Source organism: Sulfolobus sp. E5-1-F, from assembly GCF_009601705.1.
In the GTDB taxonomy this organism is placed as follows: domain Archaea; phylum Thermoproteota; class Thermoprotei_A; order Sulfolobales; family Sulfolobaceae; genus Saccharolobus.
The window spans coordinates 839,080-857,286 of sequence record NZ_CP045687.1; the positions used below are offsets into that span (position 1 = coordinate 839,080).

The following is an 18,207-nucleotide window of genomic DNA, read 5'->3' on the forward strand; positions in this document are numbered from 1 at the left end:
GTGGATAGTAATTATTATTGCTACCAATGATATGACTTACGTCAACGTATAAATATGTAATAACACTAAAGATGCAGTGATAACAAAATAATAATAATTTTCTTATTATTTGCTTTTACTCCTTCTAGATTATAATACTGTAAAAATGATAAAAACTGCCTTTTTAAATATTAACCTTGAGTATTGGTCCAACATTTTTAATTTTAAACTTCACCGTCTCTTATTCATTAAAGTCTAAAAATAGAAAGGGAAAAAGAGAGATATTATAAAAGATACTCCTTAAATCTCTTCACGTTATCTGGGTCATAAGCTGGAATGATAATATCACACTCTTTTCTCATGTAATCATAAGCTCTTAGACATTCGTAAATATCCTCAGCAATACCAATGGGTATATTCTGCTCAAAATTAGCCATTACGAAAGCTGAATCGCTTATACACCATTTCCTCTTATCGTACTCAAACCTAACTAACATAGAACTCCTATGATGACAACCTGACCATCTTACTTCAATACCCTTTACCACTTCTTGATTCTCCACTAAAACGATCCTATTCCAAGCTTCTTCAAATAAGTACTCCCTTATATATCTAGGCAGATAAATATCTCTATTTAGGAAAGGTGAAGAAGAGGGAGTTACGACATCCTCATACCATCCTTTTCTCGAAAAGTATAATTTTGCCTTTTTAAAATAGTGAATCCTCCCAATGCTGTAATCTTGAACAGGGGTAATAATGACGTGAGAAATATCATCAGTAGTAAGGTTTAATCTAACAAGGGCATTCTCAATTTTCTCTACATGTTGAAACTTACATCTATCACTTTTAGCCCATTCTCTTAAGAATTTATTTCTTAAGCTCAAATCGTCTGGTAACCCAGTATTAACCAATACGTACTCGTTATCCTCAGTTCTTAAAAGAAAGGAGTAAAATGATAACCTATACCACTTATCGAAATCTCTCATCCAAAAAATCTCCGCTCCCGGTACTTCTCCATGATCTCCAACTTGGATTATCTTTAGTAGAGAAACCATATCCTACCTAACCACTCCAAGCTTATTAATACCAACTCATACTTGTAAGGATAAATACGGTATAATAGAGTGCGACATTTTGCAGTCAGCATGAACCCAAGGAAGATAAAAAAGACTTTTACGATAAGGAAATTGAATTAATAAAGTAGCTTATCGAGAGATTAAGTAAATTATCATATTAGATATGAGGAGAGATTAAGTAAGCATTGTTAACATAGTATTAATGAAAGTAAGAGATTCTCCGTTAATTAAGTTAGTAAGAGAACTACTTCGTCCTTACTAGTTTCCCTCACCTTAAATCTTTTTTTGATTTATTGACTGTTTATCTTGTAATTAATTCTATTTCTTCTATACATTCAATATTAGATAAGTAGTATTATTTTTTATAATAGAATGGTTTTGAGTTTACCAGTTCTCTTTTTAAACATCCATCTCATACTTTGAATTGAAAACGAATTAACACTTCATATGATTTGTACTGAATTAGCAAAATTATTATCGCACTCTTGACTTAAAAATCTAATGTTAAATATTCCAAAACGTACTAGTTTATGTGAATAGGAGAGATAGGACGCTTCTAAAAAAGGTTGGAGGCTATTATCTACAATATAAGGGGATTGTAGATGTTGAAAAGTTGCTCTCGACTTTTAATGGAACTGAGGAAGTCCCTCTAGATGACTATACGCTATCATATATTTATTATTACCTTATGTACTTAATAACAGCTAGTGTAGTGAGATCTGCAGAGGACGCAAAAAAGAGTAGATTAACCTATAAAGAATTTTCAATTGAATACTCTAATGACCTATATGGTGAGTTGAATGTAGACTTAAGTATTCCGGTATACTCTATGGGTTTGGTAGCCTATCATAGCTTTACCGAGGGATATAATGCTCCAGAATATGGAATCTTAGGCTATATTATGAGAAGAATTTATTCCATTATTAAGGAAAAACGAAGTAAAATTGAAGTAAGAAAAGAGCAAATACCTCGTTACTTTAATTTTTTGGATGATTTCGACCGGACTTTTTCTCGAGTAGATGAAATCAAAGAGGAATTTCCAGATGGTTATTTTAGAGATCCTTCCTATACTGACCCAGATTGGTTATTACGAGCCTATAAAGCGTATTTTATGGCTAAAGAATTGGAGGAAATTAAGGTAGGGATAAGGACACCCAAGAAGCCCATAAACAAGAAACTAATAAAATTCATTATGTGGAAATTATATGAGCTTTATATATTCTACTTAGTGGTAAATTACCTTGAATCTAAAGGTTATGAAATAAAGAAGGAGGAAGATAAATATATAGCTATAAGAGGTAATAAGAGGTTAAGTATAATATTTAATGCTTCACTTGGCCAATCCTCTCTAAGAAAGGTTGATTATAAAGAGGATGTAGAGAAATATAAGGGAAGACCGGATATTTCTCTTACAAACGAAAGGCCGATAATTTTTGAATGTAAGTACTCATCTAAAGTTAGTTATATTACAATGGGTAGATTCAAAATTATGGCTTATACTTATGAATATGATCCTTCATTAGCGGTCTTAGTTTACCCCGGATTGGAGACTGAACAAATTAGCTTCGATAATGAGGATAATGCGACAATGGAATTGGATAAGATTGCTAGGAAGGAAAGCGGGATACTAGATTTCTTGTATAATAATCATTTACTATATATGGCTATTATAGATCCATTGGAGTTAGAAAAGAACAATTTATCGAAGCTCGATAAGATAATGAAAAAACACATATAAATACAAGATTATCCAAATCTTTTTTATGTATAATGATTGGCTAGTAGTCAGAGACAAATTCAAGAAATTACTAGACTCTCAAGATAGGGCAGAAACTTTCCTCGATTATGTTGAAAAAGGAAATTTTGTTCCTTGCTCTTTTGTAGGTGAAAAATCTCATTGGACAGAATCTATAAGATATTCTATTTATGGAGAATTAGGATATACTTTATGGGGTGTTTCGGCTAAAAATTATAGTAGCATTTTCGACAGATATGATAAAATCTATTTTGGAGACAATAAGAAGAAAAGAGGCAAGAAAAATGATACAGAGAATGAAAGTAAAATAGAAATTAAGAACGATAAAATATTGGTAGCACTTCTAAGAATGAGTGGTCTAGGTATTATTGGATTTGGAGTAGTAACGGATATCGCTAAGGACGCAATGAGGAATTTTAGAGGATGGAATGAAGATGAGAAAATCTGGACGGCAAGATTTAGAATAAAAGTGTTTTGGCTTCATGAAAGCATAAGAAAAAACTATAATGACAGTGATAAATGGAAGGGAGATAATGATAGGTTAGAAGGAACTGTTCAACAGTCAAACCGATGCTATAAAGAAGATAATACTAAAGCACTTAAAGCTTTTCAAAAATATATTTTATCGAAGAAAGAGGAAATTATATCCACTTTAGATTTTTATTCTATGTTTAGCTCCAGCACTCAGAAAGAGCACGTATCAAGTGAGATAGTTTGTAATAAAAATGCACAACCAGATCTTAATGGTTTATATATTCCTCAAGATACAGTTAAGATTATACTGAAAGCTCTACAAACTACTAATGTACTCCTAGTCGGCCCACCCGGTACTGGAAAAACCAGCTTAGCTATAAGGACTGTGAAGTCTTTAACTGGCAATAATGATAACTGTTATGAAGTAGCTACTGCCAATTCACTTTGGTTTAGAAGGAATTTGATAGGAGGAGAAAGTATAAGAGAGGGATCTGTAATGTGGAAGAGCGGGCTTTTCATTCAAGCGTACGTAAATGCTTCAAGAATAAAGGAGGGGAACTATTACGTCGTAATTGATGAATTGAATAGGGCTGACGTTGATAAGGCATTTGGAGAATTAATGACGATGTTTTCTACTCCATATCCTAGCGAATGGTCAATTCCCAATGCTCTAATAGAGGAAATTAAGAGTTATGGGGATAATATAGATAACGTAACTAAGAATTTCTTAGAAATATATGAGAAGTTAAAGAGAGAAAGTAGAGAAAATGAACCATTGAAAAGAATACGAATTATTGCTACAATAAATTTAGTCGACGCTAGAAATCTGTTTTATGTTGGGGATGCACTGGCAAGAAGGTTCGTGATAATTCACTTTGATTATCCAAAAGGAACCGAAGATTTGGATGAATTTCTTAAAAATTACATTTCTTTTAGTGAGAGCTTTAAGGAAAGAGTTAAGGATCTTGTAAAATATCTTAGAGATAATCTAAATGAAAAAGAAGATAAGGTAATAAAGTTCAATATCTCACCGGCTAGCCTAAAGACAGCGCTGGATATATATTCCCGTCTTGATGACAACAATGCTGATATATATAAGTTCGTTGAAGTTTTAAGGTCTACAATAGGGACATTAAATCCAGATAATATAAATAAATTTAATAGATTAATAGAAAAATGGAAAAAAGAAAAAGGAGGACAATAAAAAAGTTAATTCACTTATTGTTCTTCCTGTCATCTTCCTTTAACTCTTCTACTATCTCCCTCATTATCCTCTCTGAAGGAAATGACACCACTACTCCCTTTATCTTCTTTATTATCATGATAAAGAAAATATTCCAAATAAGAGGGAGGGTAAGGCTAAAGTATTTCTTAGGGAAAGGAAGTGTGCAAAATAACAGCCATAAAAGGTATTCGATATTTTCAATTTAACATAAAATTTTGATGTTGATGAGCACAAGATGTAACAATTCTAAACCATTTGCCAAGGACTTTGTAATGCAACTAAAGCACTTACCTAATGTAATTCGGAAGAATCTAAACTAAGTTTGAAATGAGTGAAATTGTTATTCATATTTAGTTGCAAGAAAACAAACAAGTCAAATGTATAAGGACATGGACAAAGTTATACCTCTTAATCCTTTTCCTCATCTACACTGTACACAATTAATTTCAAATTAATTAAATTGTTGACAACACTCCACTAATTCCTCGATAGTATTCTTTTATTGTTACTTTCCAATTTCATACATAATCATTAGTTTTCTATATAAATAAAATTTTTACATAATAGAGTGAGGACAACAGTTTCACTCATTTGAAGTTTAAATTCCCTCTTCAAACCTCTTTCATTAAATAGTAACTGTGTAACGAAAATCTTGATAAAGATTAAGAATTATTAGTTTAGATTTTCTCTTACTCCTATTAACGGCTAAATCATATGCTGAATTGAGAAATAAGTGAATGCTGTATACGACTTATACTAAATTAACAAAATTATTGTTCACAATAGAAGAGAAGGACGAAAAATTTTACGTGAATATGATTCAAATTGAATAATTCCAGATTTTAGGGACTTTTCCCATCTCATAGTATATAATAATCTTTATAACTTAGTTATATGAATATATGTTATGGCCATAATAGATGAGGCCAGAAGGGGTCAAATCACAGATGAGATGAGGGAAATTAGTAAGCTTGAGGGAATTTCGGTAGAGAAGGTAAGAAATAGAATAAGTGAGGGTAAAATAATGTTAATTAGGAACGCTAAGTATCCTAGCAAAAAACTTGTTCCAATAGGTAAAGGATTAACTACTAATGTTAACATAAACATCGGGACTTCAAGTGAAGTTGTAGACTTAGAGATGGAATTGGAGAAGGTGAAAGTCGCAAACAAGTGGGGTGATACCTTAATGGATCTATCAACAGGAGGAGATTTAGATGCTATAAGGAGGGAGATAATAAAGACATCAGATTTACCAGTAGGTACAGTACCAGTGTATCAAGTATTCATAGAGTCATTTAAGAAGAAATCCGGTGGTGCTTATTTTACTGAAGACGAATTATTAAACACCGTAGAAAAGCACTTAAAGGATGGAGTTGCATTTATGACAATTCACGCTGGGATAACTAAGGAATTAGCTATTAGGGCATTAAAGAGCAACAGGATAATTCCAATAGTATCAAGGGGAGGGGATATGATAGCTGGTTGGATGATACACAATAATTCTGAAAATCCGTATAGGAAACACTGGGATTACTTATTGGAAATGTTCAAGGAATATGATGCGGTAATTTCTTTGGGAGATGCACTAAGGCCTGGAGCAACTGGAGACGCTCATGATGAATTTCAGATTGGTGAACTCTTGGAAACCGCTAGGCTAGTGAAGAGTGCATTGCAAAAGGGTGTGCAAGTAATGGTTGAGGGTCCGGGACACGTACCGTTAAACGAAATAGCTTGGGACGTTAAGTTAATGAAGAAGTTAACTGGTGGTGTGCCATATTACGTTTTAGGTCCTTTACCGATAGATGTTGGTGCACCTTATGATCACATAGCTTCTGCAATAGGTGCCGCAATATCATCAGCTGCTGGTGCAGATCTATTGTGTTATCTAACTCCAGCTGAACATTTGGGTTTACCAACTGTCAAACAAGTTGAGGAAGGGGCAATTGCTTACAGGATTGCAGCTCACGCTGGTGATGTAGTTAAGTTAGGGAGAAGGGCTAGGAAATGGGATGATGAAGTTAGCTATTATAGAGGGAAACTTGATTGGGACAATATGATTTCCAAGCTAATTGATCCTCAAAGAGCTTATCAAGTATACACTCAGTTTGGTACTCCGAAAGTAAGAGCGTGTACTATGTGTGGTGGGTATTGTCCAATGATGTGGGCAATGGATCAAGTGAGGAAGATTGGCTCTTCATCATCCCTATAAGTACGGATTCATATTTTTATTTTCATACTCCAATACTTTTTTATGGATAAAACAGTTTTAGACGCGAGTTTAGAACCTTTAAAGGGAAAGTTAATTGCCGTAATTGGTTATGGTAATCAAGGAAGAGTACAAGCTAATATTATGAGGGAAAATGGTCTAAACGTTATTATAGGAAACATTAGGGATAGGTATTACGATTTAGCTAGAAAGGAAGGGTTTGAAGTTTACGATATAGATGAGGCAGTGAAGAGGGCTGACATTGCCTTTCTACTAATTCCAGACGAAATAATGAAGGAGATTTATGAGAAGAAGATTGCCCCAGTTATAGAAACCAAAAAGGAGTTCGTTTTAGACTTTGCCAGTGGGTATAATGTAGCATTTGGACTTATAAGACCACCTAAAAGCGTTGATACCGTAATGGTTGCTCCCAGAATGGTTGGAGAAGGTATTATGGATTTACATAAACAAGGGAAAGGTTATCCCGTATTATTGGGAGTTAAACAAGACGCATCTGGGAAAGCTTGGGATTACGCTAAAGCAATAGCCAAAGGTATAGGTGCAATTCCCGGGGGTATTGCAGTAATTTCCTCATTCGAAGAAGAGGCGTTATTGGACTTAATGAGTGAACACACTTGGGTGCCAATACTTTTTGGGGCTATAAAGGCTTGTTTTGACGTTGCTGTAAAGGAATATGGGGTATCTCCAGAGGCAGCGTTATTGGAATTTTACGCATCTGGGGAATTAGCTGAGATTGCTAGATTAATTGCTGAAGAGGGTATATTTAATCAAATGGTTCACCACAGTACTACCAGTCAATATGGAACTTTAACGAGAATGTTTAAATATTATGACTTGGTTAAAAAAGTTGTAGAGGATGAGGCGAAATATATATGGGATGGGAGTTTCGCTAAGGAGTGGACATTAGAACAACAAGCTGGCTACCCCGTATTTTACAGGCTATGGGAGTTGGCTACACAGAGTGAAATGGCTAAGGCTGAAAAGGAGTTGTATAAAATTCTTGGAAGAAAAGTAAACGATTAAACTTTCTCCTTTTCAAAAACCTTAACTGCAGAGTAGAGTGTTAGGAGTTTAGCCTTGTTACGTTTAAGGATATTTGCGTAATCCTTATTTACGTATAAATCCTTAACTTGCGAACCCTTTAAGGGAATTTTAGGTACCTTCTGTCCCATTTTCCATAAAAGATAATTGAATTTCTCCCAGTTCATACCCTTTAATCTCATCTTATTGTAAGGTAACATTGCTTGAAGGTAATCTATTACAACTAAACTACTCCATAGTGAGTTCAACTCGGAAATCGTGCCAATTGAGTACTCAACTCCCTTCTGCGTTAAAATTGGTATGTCAAAGCGTAATATGTTAAACCCAACTATGAATAGCCTTTCGAGGACTTTGCTCTTCCCACTGAAGAAGTTCAAATTATTTAATCCGATTTCATTAATTTTTCCTTTCATGTATTCATAAAATTTAGTTATAACCTCTTTTTCGTTACCTAAATCCCATTCTGTGAAGAAGTGAAAATCCTTTTTCTTGTTAGCTGGATCAATTTCCATAACTCCCACTACAATAACCTTTTCATTTTGGAAAGGTAAAGTTTGGCGAAATGTTTCAGTAGTTAATAGTAATCTCATTTAATATTCTTCTTGAGAAGAGAGTATAAAAATATATAGTTGTGCGAATGAAATTTTAACCAGTCCATAAAGATATAACGTGAATCTTAATCAAAGGGGATAATTGTGGAATTTATATGATGACAAACGTAGTCTGTTGAACGATACTGAGAGGTTTGAAAGCTTTTCCTTCAAATTATGTAAGTGGGATATATAATAGGAGTAGTAAACGATTATAGGTAAATCGATGTATGACTATAATTACTATCGTTAGCACTATAGGTACAATGGTAACTCCATTTTAATATAACGCTCTTATTATTCACTTTTACCCTTAGCTCACTTAATATTGTAAAAATGGTTAATGAATCTTATCTTTATGATATCGTAAAAAAATCAAGTAAGAATAGATACGAGAACATGAACATCGACAAACTCTTCTCTATAGTTCCGAATATAGAACAAGTCAAGTGTATAGAACGTTGTGTAAAAAACTTACTCTTTGGAACTTCCTATTTTAGAAAGTATTTTGCTTAGACCTTGTAGCAATTCTGAAACGTCTTCTATATCACTCAACATTTCATCTACCAAATCTCTAAGAATCTCATTAGCTTTTAACAATACTTCCCTACCTTTAGGAGTTATCTTAACTATTACAATTCGTCTATCCTTGTTATCCCTAACTCTTCTAACTAACCCCCTTGCCTCAAGTTTATCAACTGCTGCAGTAATTGCTGATTGAGTCACAAAGTACCTATTCGCTAAGTAAACCATTGATCTAGGTTCCTCTGATGTCGCCTTAAGTATTGAGAAGTCAAGATAAGATAAGCTCATTAACTTCCCTAACCTATTGTTGAACTCCTTTATTGAGCCTCTATAGATTTTAGCTATAGTATTCATTAATTGGAGTTTTTCATCTATTTTTTGCATTTACTACACCTCCATCTAGTTGTTCTGCAATAACTCTCCTTCCTCTTAGGGCTGAGGCAATAGCAGCAATAAACGTTAAAACTGCACTAATGTAAAATGCTTCTCTTAAGGCTATCATAAATGATGGTGCGATAGCCTCTGGAAACCAATCATGTTGTTCCATTATTGCAACAGCTTGAGCGGGTACAGTTATCCCTGGAGGTAATGACGATATGATAGTCTTCACTGGATCATATCCTAAGAACGCTGCAAATAATGCCCCTGTTACTGGTATCTTTTGCATCAATGGTGCTAACTGAGGAGCACCAGCTTGAGTTACCGCATTCGCTAATGCACTTGGCAAAGTTGAGGCTAAAGAGATGATGACTATGGTGAAGAATAACGCCATACTTAAGGTTTGACCAGTATTTTGTATTGTAGCTCTCATTCCCGATGCAGCTCCTCTATATTTAGGTGGTACAGAATTCATTATTGACGCAGTGTTGGGAGAGGCGAACATTCCATTCCCTAGTCCCATTAGGAATATTATGCCAGCAAACTCAGCGTAGTTGAAATTGTAAGGTAGTAACGTTAATAGGAGAAATCCTATACCTACGATCACCATACCTAAAGTTGCCAAGAGCCTAGCACCATACTTATCTGAAAGCCAACCACTAATTGGCCCCATAGTTACGAATCCTATCATTAGTGGTATAGTATATATACCAGCCCAGAATGGAGTTTCCTCATAGCTGTAACCATGTAATGGAAGCCATATTCCTTGTAAGAATATTATTAACATGATCATTAACCCACCATAAGCTATTGACCTCAGAAAACTAGCTAAATTACCCGCTGCAAACATTCTAATCTTAAACAATTCCAATCTGAACATGGGATACTTCACCTTAGTCTCCACGTTAATAAAAGCTCCTATTAATCCTAAACCAGCTATCATTGATCCAATTACGAATGGGTTTCCCCATCCTAGCTGAGAATCACCATATGGTAGTAATCCGTAAGTTATTGCAATAAGAATTAGAATCAAACCCAAACCAAAAGTTAAGTTACCAACCCAATCTATACCTTCACTTCTGCTTGGTGCTGAGATTTCCTTCAATTTAGCATAACTCCATATTGTACCCAATATACCAACTGGGACACTAACTAAGAATACGTATCTCCAATTTATTGTAGACAATATTCCCCCTAGTATTAACCCAACTAATGACCCAGCTAAAGCCGCAATCTGGTTTATTCCTAAAGCCTTACCTCTCTCGTTGTATGGAAATGCATCAGTAATTATTGCTGCACTGTTAGCGAAGAGAAAAGCTCCACCTATTCCTTGTACAATTCTAAACACTATTAACTCTAATGCACCTAGACTACCAGAATTTGGAGTTAAGAATAGAAGGATCGAGCCAATTGTGAATATTAAAAAACCTAAATTGTATAATCTAACCCTTCCGAAAATGTCAGATAGTCTACCAAATGACACCAATAAGGTTGCGGTAACTACATTATACCCCATTAATATCCATAGTAAGTACTGAAATGAGGTAAATGGGTTAATGTTAATTCCTCTAAATATGGCAGGAAGTGAGATTAGTGTTATTGTGCCGTTTATTGAAGCCATTAGTACTCCAATTGTCGTATTGCTTAAGGCAATCCATTTGTATTGCATAATTAGAAGGTAAATGTTTAACTATTTAATCTTTTACTCCTCACTTTATAATAAATTAATTTTTAAACTCTTAACTTTTAGATAGTAAGACCTTCAGCACACTTTTACCAATCTTATCCCCAGTGTACTTCCCCTCGAAATTATTCATCTCAACCCAAGTTCTCAAATCATTATATCCCCATCTTTTCAAAGCATCCCTAATCTGATCCTCATAATCCTTAACGTTTACCATTTCCTCCTCAACAAAAGTAGCAACCCATAAATCCAACAGTCTCTCCAAATCCCTTAAGGGATCTGGGCTATCATCAACCCTCAAATCCACGTACTTTCCTACTACTAATGGGTCAATTTCCTTCTCACTCCTTTCAACCGCTTTAACAACAATTATTGCAGCACTCTGCTTACCTCTTTTATCCCCACCCCTACTCTCACCAGCCTTTAGCGCTCTGAAAATTCTCTCATAAATCTTACCCTTACCTTCAGCCTCCTTTGCCATTGCCTCTAAAACCTCTTCCCCAGCTAATATATTACCTTGTACAGTGAAATTGTTTCCAACGATATGCCCAGCGTATGAGTAACATTCCCTTCCAGTAAAGGCCGAAGCGTTGCCCTTAGAGTCAACCACGCCAATTTGTCTCTTTTCCCTTAAAGGGTCCGACTCAGTTAGAATTCTTATAGTATCTGATGCGCTATAACCCTTTTCCAATAAAGACAGTCCATTTGTACCATATGTCAAATTAGCTAAAGCTTGCGTAGCAATTGCACCAACATTTGGTTTCAACCACGGTACAAATGCACCGACAGCTAAGAATTTACTTGCAACACCTACACCCCAGGCTTTCTCATTAGGCTCATAAATAACTATTGAGAATGTCATATCATGTATATCCTAAAACTTATATATAAGCAATTTACCTTTACGTAATGCCATTCATCTTATTAAAGAGAAGAAGTGAGTGTTCTGATACATATTCAGTAAGTAATAGTAAAGTTACACTAATATAAAAACTTTAATATTAAAAAAGAAAAAAGTTATAATTCCTTCAATACCTCGCCTAAGCTTATTTCTTGATGAGATACTATAGCAATACCGTAATTCTCTTGTTTGTTTATCCCTATCATTACGAATAAACTCTTATTTTCATAAGTGGCATTTATTGAATAGACTACAACAGTACCGTTATTATAAACAACTTTCCCTGCAACGGTAAAGTTACCTATAGTTATATTAAAGTACTTCAAAAGTTTGGTCACATTACTGAAGTTACCAGTACTCTTCAATATTAGTTGGTTATTTGATGATAGTAATTGAAAACTACCATAAGATGAATTACCATAGGCTATCACATTGCTAGAGGGGTGTGGCGCGAATACCTTCTGTGAAGTGTAAAGATACTTTAGGAGAAAAAGTGTAACGTTAACACTTGAGTTGTCATTAACAACATAAAAGTAATATCCATCAAATCCGAACGCAGTAGTGTTTTTATAATCATAGAGTAGGCTGTTATATTGGGCATATTTAAAGCCATGTTTAACTAACGTCTTGTTTATTATTGTAAAGGCGAACGAAGATAAGGGACTAGAAGCCTTAAAATAACCTATTGTGGCGTAAGTGTTATTGAACGTTATGAAGTTTACTGTACCGTTTCCGACTATTTGAGATGCTAGTGATAAAAATAGTGTTGAATTAGTGTTATTAATATAATACGAGACGAAATTGGTTACGGGTGAAATATTATATGTATGAATTTGGCCTAATGTGGTATATTGAAATGCATCAGTTTTAGGAGAATTCTGAGTAGTGTAATGTGAGTTAGCGAGAACTACGATAAACGCAGAAATCGCAACAATAATCGTTAAAATAATCGGTATCTTCCAATTCATACACTATACTCTTTTAGTTGACAAATAAACTTTTTGCAAACCCGATACAACATACGCTTTTAAACGAGGGTATATATTATTATTAAATAGCAATGATCAGTGTAAGCAATGTAGTCAAAAAGTACGGCAGTAAGCCAGCGTTAAATGATGTTTCATTGGATGTTAAGAAGGGTGAATTTGTGTCACTAATTGGCCCTAACGGTGCGGGAAAAACAACACTTATACGAATCCTACTAACTTTGATGAAACCAGATAAGGGTGAAATTCGAATCCTAGGAGAGAATCCATTCCATAACAAGAGAATTTTTAGGGAGATTGGTTATGTCCAAGAAATACCCAACTACCCACCATTTCTAACTGGAAAACAAGTATTAGAACTTTCAGCTAAGATAAGGGGAGCTGATAAAAGTGATGTTAAGAGAGTTCTAGAATTTGTGGAAATGGAGAACTTTGCTAATAACCCTGTAATTAAATACAGTAAGGGTATGGTTCAAAGAATAGCAATCGCCGAAGCCTTACTTGGGAATCCGTCTGTTCTGATAATGGACGAGCCAAATATGGGAGTTGACCCAATCTTTTCCTTAAAGACCAGGGAGATATTGAACAAACTTAAGAGGGAGAATAACGTGTCAATTCTAATGACATCTCACGAATTAGAGGACGTTAAGAAGTTGTCTGATAGAATATTCATGATATATAAGGGGAGGATAGTTTTTACTGGTACCGTTGAGGACATGGTTAAGCGGTTCTTAGGTATACAAGTTGTAATAGAAACGGACGAAATTGAAAAAGCTGAGGGAGCTCTAAAGGGGATAGAATACGTTAAAGGGGTATTCAACGAGGCGAACAAATTGATAGTCAAACTAGAGGAGGATAAAAGGGAGGAATTGTTAAGAGATTTAGTTACAAGTGGTGTTAGAGTAAAAGGTTTCTATATTGACCTAAACTTAGAAGAGGCTTACATGAGGGCGTTAAGAAATGTTTGAGATTATGATTTATGAGTGGAGAAGGGCAATAGCTAGGAAAAAGGTTATAGTACTATCCGTAATAACGTTCATCTTTGAATTAGGAATTTACATAGCAATATACTTAGCACCTTCACCGTCATTGAAGACCTTAATAATCCCCCTCTCTCCCTATTTATGGGCTCTTGGAGTACTATTACCACAAGTCCTCCTAATACACTTCTTAGCAATATCAATAGCTTCCGGATCTATGGCTGAAGAATATGAACAAGGTACAGTGGATTATTTCATATCAAAGCCAATAACGAGGTTGAGGTTTATTGTAGAGAAGTGGCTGGGTTCTTTCTCATTACTTTTAATCATTTATCTATTCATGGTAGTGATCGCCTTAATACTTTCCTCACTTTTCTTTGGAGCGCAAAGTGATCTAATACTATTACCAGAGCTCTTCTTCTCTGTATTATTTTCAACCCTAGTCTTCTTGAACATCGCCTTTGCAATAGGTGAGATATTAAGGAGGAGTAACCTATCCTTTACAATTAGTGGATTCATCCTAATAGCCTCAGTAATAATATCTAATGTGCTGATCTTCGTCTCTATATTAACGGGAAATAAGAGTTATGAGATGATTTCCGAGTACCTACCAACCTGGGGTGCAACAGAATTACCATTTATGCTTTTACAGAACACACCGTTTTCAACAATCGTGAGAGGATTGAACATATTTCCCTCAGTAAGTAATAACGTGAATTTGGCAATTTTATCAATAATTGTCTATTCCATAGTAGCGTTTATCCCTGCCTTAATAAACTTCCTAGAAAGAGATATACCAAAGAGGATAAGTTAGTGAAGTTATAAAATAGCGAGAAATTTTTTACGCTACACAATTAGAGGTACAAAAAAGCTGAAATTATATTGGGTAAATGGTACTTGAGGGATAATATCTAAATTTCTTAATAATAAGATATAGTTACGGAAATGGGATAGTTAACAGATCCAGCTCATATTTTTTGTTTCTAAGAAGTCCAGGGTTTACCTTTGTGAAATTCGTGTTTAATCCTTTTTATATAATATAATATCTCTTCATCAGAATATGAAGACACTCTATATAAGTTTCATGCTTGCGATAACAATATTCATTACGTTCACCGACTCTTCTTATTATTAATTATTTTATAATTCACTAAAAGGACTATGATGAAAAAGATACAAGCTGTAGTTAGAATGAGGAGATATAAAAAATTATTATTATTTGGCATATATTCTCCTTGTTTTTGCTCTATAATGCTTTGATTAAGGAACATCGCTATGCACTTTCCGTTTTCCTTTATATAAACGTTTTCAGATGTGGGAAGGAAAAACGTTTTTCCCTTTATCCCATCGATTTCAGTATAATTGTTAAATTTCAACAATAATTGTTTTTTAGCAATAAAAGAGTGATTAAAGTAATAAAATGGGCTAATAATTAGGTCTTCCTTAAAAGGTATGGAGTTAGTGAAGAACCTTCCATTTGCTAGCCATAAACTACCCTTCGGGAAAGTGAAAATAGTATTGTTAACAATTATTACACTAAAATTGTATAACATCTGGTCACTAGCATTACCGTAAGTCACCCAAACTTCTCCATTGTAATAGTATGCGTAACCGTTTAAAGCACTCTCACCAGTAATTGGATATCCACTATAGGCTATCGGTGGAACGTACCAACCATTATTGTATCTGTAAAACTCACTTATAGATACGTTAAAACCTTTTCCTAGGTAAGCCGTAGCACCATTCCCATATCCCACAACCACAGTCCCAGCGTCATAACCGGAGTAGACTATTCCCAAGTAATTTCCGTACAGAACCCAAGTTTTATTCAAAGATACACTACCGTTAGAGATGTAAAATGTAATTAGAAGCTTGTCACTGGTGTTGAACCATACTGTTGTTAAATTAAAACTACGGCCAACTAGGTAGTAATAGGAAAAAATATGATATGTACCGTTATAGAAAATACTATTTATATACTCCACCTCATATCCTGCTTTAGTTAAAATTGAAGGAATGATTACATTTTGAACAAAAATGTTGCTACCATTTAAATTAAGACACAAGTTTTCCTGAACTGAAATAGTGGGAGACCCGGGTTGAAGTGATATGTTATAGAGAGTAACTATGGCTTGTATTCCATTCATATTAACGTATCCAAATTCATATCCATAATCATATCCAGCGTAGACAGTAGGAACTAAAATCATTGATAGAAATAGAAGAATAACAACTATCCCTTTCATAAATATTCCTAACATGTAGTGAATTAAATAGTTTAGGTTTTCAATTAGATGCAGGTTAACAATTAGCGTATAGCGTTTACGACTTATGTGAAATCAATAGAGTTTATACTTTAACGAATTAGGTAATTTTTCTATAATTACTCAGTCTGTTAGATAAAAATTTTATGTAAGAAGATTACGAATATATACTCTGATGTATTATCACTCACTAGATCTGGTCATATGTACAACATCTATATCTCACAAAAGAGTCAAAAGCGAGTTAAATGAGATAATTAAAAAAGCTTACCTCAATATCCTTTATATTCAAGAATAAGTTCCTTAATCTAGTCTTCAATAATTTTCATGAATTTATGAGGTTTCTCTTACGACAGACTTTGTGGATATTGTTTAAGGGAGTGTTCTCATACAACCATCTTATTCGTGAACTATTAGTAAAATTATATCTATCAGATTATCCCTAAAATATATTGTATTCCTTCAAGTAGGTATCGTTTAGTAGCGTTACCTCAGAGACCATCCTTAGCGTTCTAATTCTAACATATAGGTTAAGACGATTAATTGTGAAAATTTTTAGTCTGATATAATTTTACTGTAATATATCAAACAAAATGACTGTGTGAGAACACTCCCTTATAAAATCCTATTGGAGGAAATTGTTACATACTACCATAACCATAGCTAACTTAAATCGAATAACGTAATTTTTCACGTTTTAAAATTTTTAAAAAGATTATTAACGTTAAGACAAGTACCATCTTCTCAGTTCCTCTAAATCTACTAGTTTAACGTTGCCTTCTAATTTCTCCTTCTTCGAAAAGTTCTTAGCGAAAACTACGTATTTATCTACTTCAATCCTTAACCTTCTAGTCTTATCCTCCAATTCGGCTAACACTTTATCTGGATTAACTCCGTCACTCCACTTACACTCTCCGGCTATTATCTCATCTCCTATTGCTAAAATATCAATTTCCACGTCCTTATACCATTGCCTACCTATCTTTCTAATGGAATATTTGTCCTTAATATATTCTCTGGCAACCTTTTCAAATACGATACCGAGATACTCATTATATTTTTTATCATCTAATTCATACTTCCCTTCCTCAATTAAACTCAGATTAGGATAAACGAATCTGAACCAAAAATTAGTAAAATTATCAACTATTACGTAAACCCCCTTTTTAACGTTAGTTTCCATTACAGGGATTTCCCTGGATATTAACTCTATCCTCTCAATCTTCTTCAAGTAAGAACTTACATCTCCCCCAATTTTCACGAAGTCCTTTATCTCTCCCAAAGTGTTTTTTCCTAAAGCTATTGCGTACAGTATCTCTTTATACGTAGAGATATCCCTAAATTCATATCGCAGAAGGAAGTCAACCTCATCCCTTATGAAGGAGTCAACCCTTTTCAGTTCATCGTTAATCCACTTAATGAAAGGTGGCTTAACCTTATTTAGATATAGGGGTACTCCTCCGGCAAAACCATAAATTTTTATAGCCTCGTCAATGTCAAATCCGTAATTTTTTAACGACTTAAATTTAAGCTCTTTTATTTTCATTGATCCAGTTCTCCTTCCATATAATGGGCTCTTATAAGTCAAAACATCTTCCATTACTGAAATTGAAGATCCTATAAGGATCAGCTTTGTTCTAGTATTCGAAAGAACAGTATCAACAATCCTCTGTAACGTTGATAGCATTGTCTTATCCTCCTCAATCATGTAAGGGAACTCATCTATGATTATTATTTTATCCTTTAGAAAATTGAACAGAGCCTCCCAATCCTCTTTTACATAATCGATCTCGGGAAATTTCAGCTTACAAACTTCCTTAAATTTAGGCAAATTGTTTCGCTCAGTCGCTAGATAGTAAACAGAGTTCTTCTCCATCCCCTCTATTGCCCTTAAAGCTATACTCGTTTTTCCTATTCTTCTCCTCCCGTATATTATTATTAATTCGAAGTTTGGTGAGGAAATCCTCTTCTTTAAGCTTTCAAGTTCTTCTTCCCTATCCACAAATATCATATTCACAAATATCATATTTTAGAATATGATTTTAAGCCTTACCTGCATGCTGATAGTTAGTTACCTTTGGTGAACTTTTACAAAGTTGTCCTTGGAAAGAGGTGTAAAAT

The 18,207-nt window shown here is 34.3% G+C and carries 14 protein-coding genes; 6 read left to right on the forward strand and 8 right to left on the reverse strand.

Annotated features, from left to right (window positions below):
- Positions 1 to 263: 263 nt before the first annotated feature.
- Positions 264 to 1,034 (reverse strand): Zn-dependent hydrolase, encoded by a 771-nt coding sequence (locus GFS03_RS04400; RefSeq protein WP_153422684.1) that lies wholly within the window; start codon positions 1,032 to 1,034, stop codon positions 264 to 266.
- 553 nt (positions 1,035 to 1,587) lie between these two features.
- Here GFS03_RS04400 and GFS03_RS04405 point away from each other — a divergent pair.
- From GFS03_RS04405 to ilvC, 4 genes are all read left to right on the forward strand, one after another.
- On the forward strand, positions 1,588 to 2,793 hold the full coding sequence (locus tag GFS03_RS04405) for a hypothetical protein (RefSeq protein WP_153422685.1): 1,206 nt from the start codon (positions 1,588 to 1,590) through the stop codon (positions 2,791 to 2,793).
- A 25-nt stretch (positions 2,794 to 2,818) separates the two neighbouring features.
- Positions 2,819 to 4,489 (forward strand): McrB family protein, encoded by a 1,671-nt coding sequence (locus tag GFS03_RS04410; RefSeq protein ID WP_153422686.1) that lies wholly within the window; start codon positions 2,819 to 2,821, stop codon positions 4,487 to 4,489.
- Between the two features lie 928 nt (positions 4,490 to 5,417).
- Entirely contained in the window at positions 5,418 to 6,719 is a 1,302-nt protein-coding gene (gene thiC, locus GFS03_RS04415; RefSeq protein ID WP_153422687.1) for a phosphomethylpyrimidine synthase ThiC, read from the forward strand.
- Positions 6,720 to 6,761: 42 nt separating this feature from the next.
- Positions 6,762 to 7,760, forward strand: coding sequence for a ketol-acid reductoisomerase (gene ilvC / locus GFS03_RS04420; protein ID WP_153422688.1), 999 nt, complete (start codon positions 6,762 to 6,764; stop codon positions 7,758 to 7,760).
- On the opposite strand, the gene GFS03_RS13295 is transcribed toward ilvC, so the two are convergent.
- The 5 genes from GFS03_RS13295 to GFS03_RS04445 form a co-directional block, all read right to left on the reverse strand.
- The gene (locus GFS03_RS13295; RefSeq protein ID WP_153422689.1) at positions 7,757 to 8,368 is read right to left on the reverse strand and encodes a hypothetical protein; all 612 of its coding nucleotides are present in this window, start codon (positions 8,366 to 8,368) and stop codon (positions 7,757 to 7,759) included. The genes ilvC and GFS03_RS13295 overlap by 4 nt on opposite strands.
- Positions 8,369 to 8,842: 474 nt before the next feature.
- Complete coding sequence (locus tag GFS03_RS04430) at positions 8,843 to 9,277, reverse strand: MarR family winged helix-turn-helix transcriptional regulator (RefSeq protein ID WP_153422690.1); 435 nt, start codon at positions 9,275 to 9,277, stop codon at positions 8,843 to 8,845.
- Positions 9,261 to 10,940 (reverse strand): MFS transporter, encoded by a 1,680-nt coding sequence (locus tag GFS03_RS04435; protein ID WP_153422691.1) that lies wholly within the window; start codon positions 10,938 to 10,940, stop codon positions 9,261 to 9,263. The genes GFS03_RS04430 and GFS03_RS04435 overlap by 17 nt, the downstream gene beginning before the upstream one ends.
- A 70-nt stretch (positions 10,941 to 11,010) precedes the next feature.
- Positions 11,011 to 11,817: a DUF1028 domain-containing protein gene (locus GFS03_RS04440; protein ID WP_153422692.1), complete on the reverse strand. Its 807-nt coding sequence runs from the start codon at positions 11,815 to 11,817 to the stop codon at positions 11,011 to 11,013.
- Positions 11,818 to 11,972: 155 nt separating this feature from the next.
- Entirely contained in the window at positions 11,973 to 12,824 is an 852-nt protein-coding gene (locus tag GFS03_RS04445) for a hypothetical protein (RefSeq protein WP_153422693.1), read from the reverse strand.
- A 92-nt stretch (positions 12,825 to 12,916) separates the two neighbouring features.
- Between GFS03_RS04445 and GFS03_RS04450 the strand changes: the two genes are divergently transcribed.
- Together GFS03_RS04450 and GFS03_RS04455 are read left to right on the forward strand one after the other, a co-directional pair.
- Positions 12,917 to 13,810 (forward strand): ABC transporter ATP-binding protein, encoded by an 894-nt coding sequence (locus tag GFS03_RS04450; protein ID WP_153422694.1) that lies wholly within the window; start codon positions 12,917 to 12,919, stop codon positions 13,808 to 13,810.
- On the forward strand, positions 13,803 to 14,636 hold the full coding sequence (locus GFS03_RS04455) for an ABC transporter permease (RefSeq protein WP_153422695.1): 834 nt from the start codon (positions 13,803 to 13,805) through the stop codon (positions 14,634 to 14,636). The genes GFS03_RS04450 and GFS03_RS04455 overlap by 8 nt, the downstream gene beginning before the upstream one ends.
- A 298-nt stretch (positions 14,637 to 14,934) precedes the next feature.
- Here GFS03_RS04455 and GFS03_RS04460 read toward each other — a convergent pair whose 3' ends face one another.
- Together GFS03_RS04460 and GFS03_RS04465 are read right to left on the reverse strand one after the other, a co-directional pair.
- A complete protein-coding gene (locus tag GFS03_RS04460; protein ID WP_238699198.1) occupies positions 14,935 to 16,068 on the reverse strand; it encodes a hypothetical protein in 1,134 nt (377 codons plus the stop codon).
- Positions 16,069 to 16,810: 742 nt separating this feature from the next.
- A complete protein-coding gene (locus tag GFS03_RS04465) occupies positions 16,811 to 18,112 on the reverse strand; it encodes an ATP-binding protein (protein ID WP_153422696.1) in 1,302 nt (433 codons plus the stop codon).
- Between the last annotated feature and the right edge of the window lie 95 nt (positions 18,113 to 18,207).

Excerpts from the sequence above, each read along its gene's own strand:
- thiC (WP_153422687.1), top strand. The coding sequence starts at position 5,418 with ATGGCCATAATAGATGAGGCCAGAAGGGGTCAAATCACAGATGAGATG.
- GFS03_RS13295 (WP_153422689.1), bottom strand. The coding sequence starts at position 8,368 with ATGAGATTACTATTAACTACTGAAACATTTCGCCAAACTTTACCTTTC.
- GFS03_RS04465 (WP_153422696.1), bottom strand. The coding sequence starts at position 18,112 with ATGATATTTGTGAATATGATATTTGTGGATAGGGAAGAAGAACTTGAA.
- ilvC (WP_153422688.1), top strand. The coding sequence starts at position 6,762 with ATGGATAAAACAGTTTTAGACGCGAGTTTAGAACCTTTAAAGGGAAAG.
- GFS03_RS04430 (WP_153422690.1), bottom strand. The coding sequence starts at position 9,277 with ATGCAAAAAATAGATGAAAAACTCCAATTAATGAATACTATAGCTAAA.
- GFS03_RS04455 (WP_153422695.1), top strand. The coding sequence starts at position 13,803 with ATGTTTGAGATTATGATTTATGAGTGGAGAAGGGCAATAGCTAGGAAA.
- GFS03_RS04445 (WP_153422693.1), bottom strand. The coding sequence starts at position 12,824 with ATGAATTGGAAGATACCGATTATTTTAACGATTATTGTTGCGATTTCT.
- GFS03_RS04410 (WP_153422686.1), top strand. The coding sequence starts at position 2,819 with ATGTATAATGATTGGCTAGTAGTCAGAGACAAATTCAAGAAATTACTA.
- GFS03_RS04400 (WP_153422684.1), bottom strand. The coding sequence starts at position 1,034 with ATGGTTTCTCTACTAAAGATAATCCAAGTTGGAGATCATGGAGAAGTA.
- GFS03_RS04440 (WP_153422692.1), bottom strand. The coding sequence starts at position 11,817 with ATGACATTCTCAATAGTTATTTATGAGCCTAATGAGAAAGCCTGGGGT.
- GFS03_RS04460 (WP_238699198.1), bottom strand. The coding sequence starts at position 16,068 with ATGAAAGGGATAGTTGTTATTCTTCTATTTCTATCAATGATTTTAGTT.
- GFS03_RS04450 (WP_153422694.1), top strand. The coding sequence starts at position 12,917 with ATGATCAGTGTAAGCAATGTAGTCAAAAAGTACGGCAGTAAGCCAGCG.
- GFS03_RS04435 (WP_153422691.1), bottom strand. The coding sequence starts at position 10,940 with ATGCAATACAAATGGATTGCCTTAAGCAATACGACAATTGGAGTACTA.